This window comes from Blautia sp. HA3515 (assembly GCF_059933065.1).
The window spans coordinates 1-11,236 of sequence record NZ_JAYFUY010000143.1 but is presented as its reverse complement, the minus strand read 5'-3'; the positions used below and the strand labels follow the sequence as shown (position 1 = coordinate 11,236).

9 protein-coding genes and 4 pseudogenes are annotated in these 11,236 nt (G+C 39.6%); all 13 read left to right on the top strand.

All coding sequences use genetic code 11. The annotated features are described in order from the left end of the window. Window positions 1-26: 26 nt before the first annotated feature. Window positions 27-1,490, top strand: a pseudogene (locus R1Y93_RS11665) (aldehyde dehydrogenase family protein). 21 nt (window positions 1,491-1,511) lie between these two features. Beyond that, a pseudogene (locus R1Y93_RS11660) lies at window positions 1,512-2,391 on the top strand (N-acetylneuraminate lyase). Window positions 2,392-2,432: 41 nt separating this feature from the next. Then, complete coding sequence (locus R1Y93_RS11655; protein ID WP_500822923.1) at window positions 2,433-3,374, top strand: carbohydrate kinase family protein; 942 nt, start codon at window positions 2,433-2,435, stop codon at window positions 3,372-3,374. A 20-nt stretch (window positions 3,375-3,394) separates the two neighbouring features. Beyond that, a complete protein-coding gene (locus tag R1Y93_RS11650) occupies window positions 3,395-4,843 on the top strand; it encodes an aldehyde dehydrogenase family protein (RefSeq protein WP_500822922.1) in 1,449 nt (482 codons plus the stop codon). Window positions 4,844-4,982: 139 nt separating this feature from the next. Continuing rightward, the gene (locus R1Y93_RS11645; RefSeq protein WP_500822921.1) at window positions 4,983-6,215 is read left to right on the top strand and encodes an MFS transporter; all 1,233 of its coding nucleotides are present in this window, start codon (window positions 4,983-4,985) and stop codon (window positions 6,213-6,215) included. Between the two features lie 86 nt (window positions 6,216-6,301). Continuing rightward, window positions 6,302-7,876, top strand: coding sequence for a response regulator (locus R1Y93_RS11640; protein ID WP_500822920.1), 1,575 nt, complete (start codon window positions 6,302-6,304; stop codon window positions 7,874-7,876). Between the two features lie 149 nt (window positions 7,877-8,025). Next, on the top strand, window positions 8,026-9,456 hold the full coding sequence (locus R1Y93_RS11635) for an aminotransferase class I/II-fold pyridoxal phosphate-dependent enzyme (protein ID WP_500822918.1): 1,431 nt from the start codon (window positions 8,026-8,028) through the stop codon (window positions 9,454-9,456). 20 nt (window positions 9,457-9,476) lie between these two features. Then, window positions 9,477-10,063, top strand: a pseudogene (locus tag R1Y93_RS11630) (nucleoside/nucleotide kinase family protein). Between the two features lie 192 nt (window positions 10,064-10,255). Continuing rightward, the gene (locus R1Y93_RS11625) at window positions 10,256-10,501 is read left to right on the top strand and encodes a DNA polymerase III delta subunit-related protein (protein ID WP_500822917.1); all 246 of its coding nucleotides are present in this window, start codon (window positions 10,256-10,258) and stop codon (window positions 10,499-10,501) included. Continuing rightward, window positions 10,408-10,662 (top strand): DNA polymerase III delta subunit-related protein, encoded by a 255-nt coding sequence (locus R1Y93_RS11620; RefSeq protein WP_500822924.1) that lies wholly within the window; start codon window positions 10,408-10,410, stop codon window positions 10,660-10,662. The genes R1Y93_RS11625 and R1Y93_RS11620 overlap by 94 nt, the downstream gene beginning before the upstream one ends. 116 nt (window positions 10,663-10,778) lie before the next feature. Next, complete coding sequence (locus R1Y93_RS11615) at window positions 10,779-10,901, top strand: hypothetical protein (RefSeq protein ID WP_500822916.1); 123 nt, start codon at window positions 10,779-10,781, stop codon at window positions 10,899-10,901. A gap of 1 nt (window position 10,902) precedes the next feature. Further along, window positions 10,903-11,034 carry a hypothetical protein gene (locus tag R1Y93_RS11610; RefSeq protein WP_500822915.1) on the top strand — a complete coding sequence of 44 codons (132 nt, stop codon included), beginning with the start codon at window positions 10,903-10,905 and terminating at the stop codon, window positions 11,032-11,034. Between the two features lie 16 nt (window positions 11,035-11,050). Continuing rightward, a pseudogene (locus R1Y93_RS11605) lies at window positions 11,051-11,236 on the top strand (DNA polymerase III subunit delta); the annotation flags it as partial.

The window sequence follows — 11,236 nt, the reverse complement described above, 5'->3', positions numbered from 1 at the left end:
AAGACATTGAAGGAGAAATAGAAATCATGAAAATGTTGATTAATGGACAGTGGGTAGATTCTTCAAATAAAGAAGTAATCGAGATTGATAATCCATATACCGGACAGATCATTGATTCTGTTCCTAGTGCTACAAAAGAAGATGTTGATTTTGCAATCAGCGAAGCTGTAAAAGCTCAAAAAATCTGGAATGCGAAAAAGACCAGAGACCGTGCAGCAATTCTGAGGGAATTTCTTGACTTATTGAAAAGAGACAGAGATAAACTTGCAGCAAAATTAACAGAAGAAACAGGAAAACCAGTTTTTGATTCTTACGGTGAAATTGATTCCGTATATATGACATTCGAAAGTTCTATTGAAATTGTAAAACATCATTTCGGAAAAACGATGCCAATGGGCATTGAGGGTGGATATGATGATGACCTTCAGGTTACGATTCATGAACCACTTGGCGTAATCGCATGTGTTGTTCCATTTAACTTTCCAGCTGCTCTTTGGGCATTCAAAGCTGGTCCTGCACTTATGGCGGGAAATGCAATTGTGGTAAAGCCTGCGTCATATAATCCATTAACAGTGCTTATGCTGATGGGCTTGCTCGTTGAAGCAGGAGTAACGCCTGGTGCGGTACAGTGTATTACAGGAAAAGGTGCCACAGTAGGAAATTGGATCAGTGATAATCCAGCTATCGCACAGGTAAACTTAACTGGCGGTGTGGAAGCAGGCAAAGAAATTGCAAGGCATACAGCAGAAAATCTTACACCTTATAAATTTGAACTTGGTGGAAATGATCCTCTGATCATTTGTGCTGATTGTGATATGGATCTGGCAGTTAATGAAACCGGTGATAAGACAAGAAATGCTGGACAGTGCTGCTCTGGTGCAAAAAGATTTATTGTTCATGAATCCATCAAAGATTGAATTTGTAAAGCGACTCATTGAGGAACGTTTGAAAACGGTCAAAGAAGGGGATCTTATGGATCTGAATACAGATTTTGGAGTTCTCATTAGCGAAAAAGCCGCTAAAGAAGTAGAGAGACAGGTTAACCTTACGATTGAAAAAGCAAGGTGGCAAAACTTGTATATGGTGGTGTAAGAAAAGGTGCGTATTATATGCCAACAGTTTTAGATAACTGTACAAAAAATATGGATATCTGCAAAGATATGGAAATTTTTGGACCAATCTTTCCAATCTTTACATTTAAAACTCTTGAAGAAGCAATTGAAATTGCAGAAACATCAAACTATGGTTTGAGTTCAGGTGTAATCACAGAGAATCTGAAAGATGCCATGATGGTTGCAGGAGCACTTCGTACAGGAATGGTTGCAGTTAATGGTTCTGGCGGTTTCCGAGCACAGGAACTTCCGTTTGGCGGTGGTAAAAAAATGAGTGGGAACAGCAGAGAATGCATGTCTTCTGTACTGGAAGAAGTAACACAGGAAAAATCTATTATTTTCCGTTATGCAATGAAAAAATATAACGAATATAAATAAAACATAATCGGATTAGGAGAAATGATGAGTACAATATCAGGAATTTATCCGGCATTAGTGACACCATTTGACGAATACGGAAAATTAGATACAAATAGAGCCCAGATTCTCGTTGAAAAATTGCAGAAGAATGGTGTTTCCGGGTTCTATGTTGGAGGAAGTACAGGAGAATCGTATCTTTTGTCTGTGGATGAAAGAAAAGATGTTAGAGGCAGTCGTTGAAGCCTGTGATCCAAAACTGGACGTAATTGCAAATATCGGAATGCTGGCAACAGAACATAGTATTGAACTTGCAAAACATGCTGAGAAGCTGAATGTTAAAGCGATTTCTTCCGTTCCTCCGTTTTATTTTCCGTTTAATATGGATGAATATTTCCAGTATTACTGTGATCTGGCAGACTCCGTAGATGTACCGGTGCTTGTTTATAACATTCCGGCAATGTCAGGAATCCAGTTTTCAATGGATGATTTGGAGCAACTTCTTTCGAATGATAAAATCATGGGTTTGAAACATACCAGTTATGACCTGTTTCAGTTGCAACGACTGATTCAGCGTTATCCTGAAAAAACAATGTTTGTCGGACATGACGAATTACTCCTTAGTGCACTTGGAATTGGTGCAAAAGCAGCAATTGGAAGTACTTTTAATATTATGCCAGAAAAATATATAATGCTTTTTGATTTATACAAAAAAAATAAAAAAGAAGAGGCCATTACAGTGCAGGGCGAAGTAAATGCAATTATCGAAGTGCTGTGTAAAGTAGGAATATTTAAGGGGATTAAGGAAGTACTGACTCTTCAGGGAATGGATTGCGGTGTCTGCAGAAAACCATTCCAGCCATTGACTGAAACTCAGAAAGCCTTAGTAAAAGAAACTGCAGAAAAATACAGGATTATTTAATTTATGAATAGTTGCCTTGACAGTGGTAAAGAGGAAAGTATATGAAACCAGAAATTATATGTATCGGAATGGGAACCGTAGATCTTCTTGCAAAGGGTGTTCCTCAGGTTGAACTGGATGGACAGACGCATCAGGTTGAAAGTGTGGGCATGAAAATCGGGGGCGATGCAACAAACCAATCCATCACATTACATCGACTTGGACATGAGGTAATGCTGGCAACGGCTGTGGGAGATGATGACAGTGGATCATTTTATATAGCTAAATGTGCTGAAGCAGGTATTTCCACAGAAGGAATTATTATAGACCAGGAATATCCGACAGCAACTTCGGTTGTATTGGTTGGAAGCGATGGTGAGAGAAGTTTTCTGGCAGTTCCACAAAATGCGTCCTCAATGATGCGGTTCAGGCTTCCTGGAAAAATGAAATTGACAGAAGATCTGAAGGCAATCTCGATCGCCAGTCTTTTCTACTCTCACAGACAATCGGATGCAGATCTTAAAGAGCTTCTAATAGCAGCAAAAAAAGCAGGAGCTATTGTTTTTGCTGATATGGTTATGGATTTAAAAGAGCTTTCGTTGGAAGATCTCAGAGAAACTCTTCCACATATTGATTATTTGGTTCCAAGCTATGACGAAGCGGTATATTATACAGGAAAAAATGATCCACGGGAAATTGCTGAAACATTGCATCAATATGGTGTAAAAAATGTTGTGATCAAAATGGGTGCAGATGGTGTTTATGCACATACTGAGAATGAAGAATGTCGTGTAGGCACTGTTGCCGAAAAGGTTGTAGATACTACGGGTGCGGGAGATAATTTTATGGCAGGATTCATTTGTGCAATTATTCGTGGTATGAAACTCAAGGAGGCACTCCAATTTGGATCGGCAACCTCCGCAATTGCAATCGGTGAATTAGGAGCAACTGGAGCTGTCAAAAGTTTCAATCAGGTACTTGATTATTTAAAGACTCATTCATAAGATAACTAGGAGGAAGAAATATGTTAATGATTATTAATGGAAAATATACAGAAGCAAGTGATCATGCAACACAACCTGTCGTAAATCCGGCAACACAGGAAGTTATTGATACAGTTCCATCTGCAACAAAAGAAGATGTAAAAAAGGCAATCGACGGAGCAGAAGCGGCACAAGAAGCGTGGGCATTATTACCGGTACGTGAACGTTGCAAAATTCTTCATAAGTTTGCAAGTCTTGTTATGGAACATCGCCTGGAACTTGGTGAATTATTAGCAAAAGAAGCCGGAAAACCATATATGAAAGAAGCAGTATGGGAAATGGATTCTGTTGCCTATACATATAACGGGGCTTGTGAAGTAGCGAAGCATTACTATGGAAGCACAATGCCGATTGGAACAGAACCTGGATATGATGCAGATTTGCAGATTACACTGCATGAACCACTTGGTGTTTTGGCATGCATTATTCCTTATAATTTTCCACCGGCAATTTGGGCATTTAAGACAGCTGCTGCACTTGCAGCTGGAAATACGATTGTCGTAAAAGCACCATCTTTTGACCCTCTTACATTGATTAAACTTCATGAACTTCTTGGAGAAGCTGGGCTTCCAGAAGGCGTAGCACAGATTATTACAGGAAAAGGTGCTGAAGTTGGAACGTGGCTTGTTGATGATCCCCGTATTGCATGTGTAAACTTTACAGGGAGCACAGAAGCCGGGCTTAGTATTGCAAAAACAGCTGCAAATCATCTGACGGATTATAAATTTGAGCTGGGTGGAAATGATCCATTCATTGTCTTTGAAGATGCAGATATGGATCTTGTAATTAAAGAAGCAGAAGATCAGGCTCGTAATAACCGTCAGTGTTGCACAGGTTCAAAACGTTTTATTGTTCATAATTCTTTGAAAGAGGAATTTGTAAAAAGGCTTACTGCAGAATTAGATAAACTGGTAATTGGTGATCCGATGAATCCAGAAGTAAACATGGGACCTATGATCCATGAAAGAGCTGCAAAAAAAGTGGAACAGCAGGTAAATCTTACTGTTGAACAGGGAGCAAAGATTGCCCGTGGTGGAAAGAGAAACGGAGCTTTTTATGATCCGACAATTCTGGTTGATGTAACACCAGATATGGACATTGCAAAAGATATGGAAGTATTTGGACCGGTATGGCCGGTAATCGGATTTGATACTGTTGATGAAGCAGTTGCGATTGCAAATGGTTCAGATTACGGTCTCGGTGGCGGAATTTTCTCTGCAAATATCTATAATTGTCTTCAGGTATGCAGAAGATTAAAAACAGGACACATTGCAATCAATGGATCTGGTAATTTCCGTGCTGCAGAACTTCCATTCGGCGGTGGAAAGAAGATGAGTGGCAATAGTCGTGAGAGTCTTTCAAAAGTAATGGATGAAGTAACGCAGATAAAATCTATCGTGTTCCGTTATGCATTTAATGAAAGAAAATAATCACATCTAATCATCTTTAAAATAATAGAGAAGCAGTATTGCAATCTGTGTAGTTAATGCAAGAGCTGAATAGTAGCAAGAATACGTTATAATTCCCCCTCCCCAACAAGGAGGGGGATAATAGAATAGAGAGAAAAATATGGATATTAATACGCGTAAACTAACATTTCAATATTGTGTTATCCAGGCATGTTACTGGGGAAGTTGCAGTACAATTTATGGTTTTGCCGTGGTGTTTCTGAGTAGTAGAGGATATGAATCTTCAAATATAGGAATTATTATTGCTGCTGCCAGTATTTTCGGCTTTTCTCTTCAACCAGTATTGGCAGGTATTGCAGATAGCGGGAAACATTTTGATTTTTTGACTGTTTGTAAAATATCGTTCGTGATGTTGTTGTGTTTCCTTGTTGCAATGGGATTTTGGCAAAAAGACGGATATTTGTCAGCGTTCATCTTTTTTCTGGTATTAGGAGTTATATGGGCGGTTCAACCATTGGTAAACGCCATCAGCATATATTATGTGAATAGAGGAATATCACTTGATTTTGGATCCACGAGAGCATGCGGATCGATTGCCTATTCTATTATTTCTCTGATGATCGGAGGGTTGATCAGCAGATTCAATGTACGGATAATACCATTTACAGCACTTATTTTAACTGGTGTGTGTACAATTACACTTTGGAGACTGCCATATGTGGAAAACTCTGATGTCAAAACAGAAACAAAGCAGATTTATTCAACGAAAGGAAGTGTATTTTTCAAAAAATACACTTCCTTTAGTGTAATGTTACTGGCAATTTTATGTATGTATATTTTTCATAATTTCACCGGAAACTATATGATTTATTTTCTGGAACAAATGGGAGGTGATTCGGGAAACCTGGGGATATCTAATGCGATTGCGGCTATGAGTGAGTTGATTACATTATTTGGATTCACTTTTTGGGTACGTAAAATATCGAGTAAAAAAATGTTGGCAATTGCCGGAGGATTTTTTATTGCCAAAGGCATCGGATATTTACTAGCCAGAAATGTTATGACAATCTATATGGTGCAATTGCTACAGATTGGATCATTTGCTCTGCTTACAGGAGCTTCCGTGCACTATACGAATGAAGAAATGGAGGCCGGGGATAAATATAAAGGACAGGCTTACATGTCAGGGATGAATGCGATGGGCTGTGTAATTGGCAGTTTAGCAGGTGGCTTCATTTTGTCATTTAAAGGAGTGAGATCATTATATGTCTTTGCATTGATTATTGGAATAATAGGTTTTATTCTGAGTATAATTAGTCTTCGAATGCGCCGAGTAATTAATGCGAATCATGAAGAGGCTACATCATACATAGACAAAATGAAAAATGAATAATATAATCTAATCAATAGAAGACACAGAATCATTCGTTTTGAATTTTAGTGATTTGTTATGTATTGAGAAATGGGTGGATAGAAGAAATGCTTAAATTAGTAATTGTGGATGACGAAAGACTGGTTCGTGAGTTGATATCTCTTTGCGTGGATTGGAATGAATTGGGCTATGAGATCGTTGGTTCAGCGAAAACTGCAGAAGAAGGATTGGAACTTGTAGAGAAGGTTCAGCCGGATGTTTTGTTTACAGATGTACGTATGCCGGGTAAAACCGGATTGGATCTGGGGAGAACGGTACTGGAAGAATTTCCGGATCTGAAGGTTGTTGTGATTTCCGGATATGATGAATTTTCCTATGTTAATGAAGGCTTAAAAATGGGAATCTTTGATTATATTCTCAAACCAATTGATGCGGAAATATTGAAAGAAATGGCAATAAAGCTAAGGGGTGTAATTGAAGAGGAACGCCAGCATAAAGAGGAATTTCGTCAGTACAAAGAAATATTGGAACGAAATTATGCCTCTATTCGAGAGAAAAGTATTGGGCGATTAGTTACCAGTAAAAATGTGGAGAGTGTAGCGGAAAACCTGCGTTTCTTTGGAATTGAATTGGAGGAAAACTGTTTTCAGGCTGCTATCATAGAGTATAAACAGGAAGAGGAATTTGATCAGGAACAGGATTTACTGAAGTCTATTCAGGTTCGAAAATCAGTTGATGATTATTTCAAAAAATACCCTAATGTGTTGATTTTTGAAAGCAGATTTCAAAGGGTAGATTTAATTAATAATCAGAATGGTCTTAATTTTTATCATGAATTATTACGGTTTGCAGAAGAGTTTGGCAAAAAACATAGCATTTCTATCCGTATAGGAGTGGGCGAACGATACAGTGATATTCGCCAGCTCTCTATTTCATACAGGGAAGCAAGACATGTGCTTCATCATATCCTCTCCACAGAAAAAAATGCCTGTCATATATACTCTGAAATCATGAAAATAAATACTGCAGAAACATATATAGAAGAAAGTTACTGGAAAAATCTGGGACACTACCTGCGACAGGGGATGGTCAATGAGGCCAAAAAAGAAGTTACCAAGGGATTCAATGGATTTCAGACAAGAGCTCTGCAAAAAGAGGAAATTGTATTTGCCAGTATGAATTATGCAATGGAAATATTTGCTGCAGCGGCAGATATCAGAATAGAACAGGAGGCGGTTGATAAATATCGAAAAGAAGTTTTGCCGAAATTGGTGGAATGTAGAGAAATCTCTGAATTACATTATTATTTGATTGGTTTGATTGATTCTATTTTCTATCTGTATCGAAGAGAAAATGAAACAAAAAATGTCAATGTTGTTCAAAATGTTGAGAACTATGTGAAAGAAAACTATGAGTCGCCGGATCTCACGTTGGCGCAGGTGGCAGAGTTGATGTTTGTTAATCCGAATTATTTAAGTAGGGCATTCAAAAAGAGAACCGGAAAAACATTCAGGGAATATCTTTTTGATTTAAGGATGGAAGAAGCTTTCAGACTTCTGCGCCAGACTTCCATGAAATCCTATGAAGTTGCGGAAAAGGTTGGAATTAAAGATCCAGGATATTTCAGTACCTGTTTTAAAAAGAAATATGGTATATCCGTTCTGGAAATGGAACGGCGATAGAATCAGTAGAAGGATAGCAAGAAAAAATATAAAGCTCTGTGATTGCTTTGGATGAATTTTGATCTATGCAAACGGATGGAATATAAAAATGAGATTGCGGATAGATATGATAACGCTTATAATGAACGCAGACAGGACGTGAGGACAGGATGGAACGATTATATAAAAAGCTGGAAGCATACGGACAGGAAGGGTCTTACCCGTTTCACATGCCGGGGCACAAAAGAAACAAAGCATCTGTGTACGGAGATTTTCCAATAGAGCAGGATATTACAGAAATATATGGATTTGATAATCTTCATCACGCAGAAGGGATCATTAAAGAAGCACAGGAGGAACTGGCCAGGCTTTACGAAGTAAAACAAAGTTTTTTTTCTGTAAATGGAAGTACGGCAGCTATCCTTGCGGCTGTTTCTGCTTCTGTAGAAAAGGGAGGTCAGATCCTGGTAGCCCGTAACTGCCACAAAGCAGTATATCATGGGATTTATTTAAGAGATCTTGAACCAATATACATTTATCCACAGACAGATCCTAAATTGGGGATAAATGGAGAAATTTTGCCTTCCCGTGTGGAAAGATCACTGGAAGAAAATAAAAATATCCAGGCAGTGCTGATCACTTCTCCTACTTATGATGGGGTAGTGTCAGATATTCAGGAAATCGCCAGGATCGCACATGAGCATCAGGTTCCACTGATCGTAGATGAGGCTCATGGTGCTCATTTCCGGTATTCTTCTTATTTCCCTGTGCCAGCAGAGAAGCTGGGAGCAGATGTGGTGATTCAGAGTTTTCACAAGACCCTGCCTTCTATGACACAGACTGCAGTTCTTCACAGGTGCAGTGATCGTGTAGATGGGACAAAGCTTGCCAGGTTTATGGACATTTATCAGACCAGCAGTCCCTCCTATGTACTTATGGCAAGTATTGATGCCTGTGTAGATAAGATGAAAAGAGAAGGTACGGACATGTTTCGCACCTTTACCAGGCAGCTGGAACAGGTAAGGCGAAGCTTGGCAAAATGTAATTATATAAGATTAGTTCCTGAGCCAGGCAATAAAGAATATTTTGATTTTGACAGATCAAAGATCATATTGTCTACAGAGCATTGTTCCTTTAACGGCACACAGCTTGCCAAGATCCTGCGTCAGGAATTTAAGATCGAAGTGGAGATGGAGACAGAGCAGTATGTGATCGCTATGGCAGCAGCAGGCGATACAGAAGAAGGATTTTTACGTTTGTGTGAGGCAATACAGACCATAGATGAAAGAGAAGCAGCTATTTTGAAGGTGGAAGATAAGAGGACAGAGTATGATTTTCGCTGGGAAGAAAAGAAGCAGTTTATGAGGATATCCCAGGCAATGGATGCTCCGTCTGTGCCTTGTCCTTTAGAAGAAAGTGCAGGGAAGATTTCTACAGAATTTGCTTATTTATATCCGCCGGGGATTCCGCTTCTGGTGCCAGGCGAGCAGATCACTGGACTTTTCATGAAGAATGAGAGAAGATACATGGAGCAGGGACTGAATTTCCAGGGTCTTGCAGACAATACAAATGAAACCATAGCAGTAGTAAAGGAGTTATAGGGCTTATGCCCTGAAACCATATGGGAAAGATTTTTTCTGTCATGGCAAAGAGCTGCATCAGGTAAGGATCATATCTATGCAAGACTGATGCAGCATACAGAGCTGAATCTGAAAAAAATGGTTTTATATACAACCCGTCCTATACGTGACGGAGAAGAAGAAGGAAAGCAATATTTTTTTACAGATGAAGAAAAGCTGAAAGAATTCAGGAGAAAGGGTTGCTGTGATCGAGGCGCGTTCTTACAGTACCATGCATGGGATCTGGTCTTATTTTACCGCAGATGACGGGCAGGTAGATCTGGCACAGGATGATTATCTTGGGATTGGCACCCTGGAATCCTATCTTAAACTAAAAAACTATTACGGAGAGGATGCAGTCCGTCCGGTTTATATTGAAGTGGAGGATGGAGAACGTCTTACCCGTGCTCTGAACAGGGAAAAGGAGCAAGAGAAGCCAAAGTATGAGGAAATGTGCAGACGTTTCCTGGCAGATCAGGCGGATTTTTCTGAGGAGAATATTTTGAAGGCAGGAATCTGGAAGAGGTTTCAGAATGTGGAACTGGAGGACTGTGTGGAGGAGATTGTACGCTATATCAAAACACAATAAAATACGAAGATAGGGTAGGATTGTGGGAGTGTTAGCACGAAACAATCCGTAGGTATCATAGCTGGGGGTAAATTGTGCAGAAAAGATATATCAGGTTTTCGTTTTACGGATCCGGCGTCTTGTGTAAATTGTAGCATTATATCCGAAAATATGATATACTGAAACAAGATTGATGAGAGAGGGGCGATTCCTATGGTAGGGTTTAATAATGTGATAGGGCATGAAGAGATTATCAGGCATTTACAAAATGCAATCAAAACAGGAAAGATATCACATTCCTATATTTTTGCCGGAGAACCGGGATCCGGAAAGCGGCTGCTTGCCGGCATTTATGCAAATGAGCACTGCAATGCGAAGCAGGTGGCGAGAATGCTTGTGGGAAGTGCGAATCCTGTAAGAGAGCTATTGGTAAGAATCACCCGGATATCATCATGGTGAAACATGAAAAACCAAACACCATCAGTATTGATGAAATACGTGAGCAGGTAGTAAATGATGTGGATATTAAGCCTTACAGCAGTCCGCATAAGATCTATATTATTCCGGATGCAGAGATCATGACACCGCAGGCGCAGAACGCTCTTCCTGAAAACCATTGAAGAGCCGCCGGAATACGCTGTGATCATGCTGCTTACGCCGGTCATATTGATGGTCTTCTGCCTACCATACGTTCCAGATGTGTACGTCTTGATATAGGAAAGTAGTAGATGATGGATTGGTAAAGAAATATCTGATGGAGCATCTTGGTGTACAGGATTATCAGGCAGAGATTGATGCATCTTTTGCACATGGCGGTGTTAGGCAAGGCAAAGGAAGCAGCCACCTGCAGGAGTTTTAGGATGTACACCCAGAAGGCACTTAAGATTCTGAAGTACAGATCCATGGAAGTATATGAGCTGACAGAAGCCATTAAGAATCTGTCCAGTGAGAAGCAGAATATTAATGACTATCTGGATATTTTCGCATTTTGAGTTTAGGGATGTTCTGATGTTCAAAGCTACCAGAGAGATCGACAATCTGGTATTTAAGCAGGAGATCAATTATATCAGGAACAGGCCAGTCAGCGTTCATCTGGAGATCTTGGAAAAGATACTGGAGGCACTGGATAAGACGAAAGTACGTCTTCGTGCCAATGTTAATACGGAACTGGCACTGGAATTACTGTTTCTGACA

Coding starts and splice junctions, on each gene's coding strand:
- R1Y93_RS11650 (WP_500822922.1), top strand. CDS start 3,395: ATGTTAATGATTATTAATGGAAAATATACAGAAGCAAGTGATCATGCA.
- R1Y93_RS11640 (WP_500822920.1), top strand. CDS start 6,302: ATGCTTAAATTAGTAATTGTGGATGACGAAAGACTGGTTCGTGAGTTG.
- R1Y93_RS11655 (WP_500822923.1), top strand. CDS start 2,433: ATGAAACCAGAAATTATATGTATCGGAATGGGAACCGTAGATCTTCTT.
- R1Y93_RS11610 (WP_500822915.1), top strand. CDS start 10,903: ATGTACACCCAGAAGGCACTTAAGATTCTGAAGTACAGATCCATGGAA.
- R1Y93_RS11645 (WP_500822921.1), top strand. CDS start 4,983: ATGGATATTAATACGCGTAAACTAACATTTCAATATTGTGTTATCCAG.
- R1Y93_RS11625 (WP_500822917.1), top strand. CDS start 10,256: ATGGTAGGGTTTAATAATGTGATAGGGCATGAAGAGATTATCAGGCAT.
- R1Y93_RS11635 (WP_500822918.1), top strand. CDS start 8,026: ATGGAACGATTATATAAAAAGCTGGAAGCATACGGACAGGAAGGGTCT.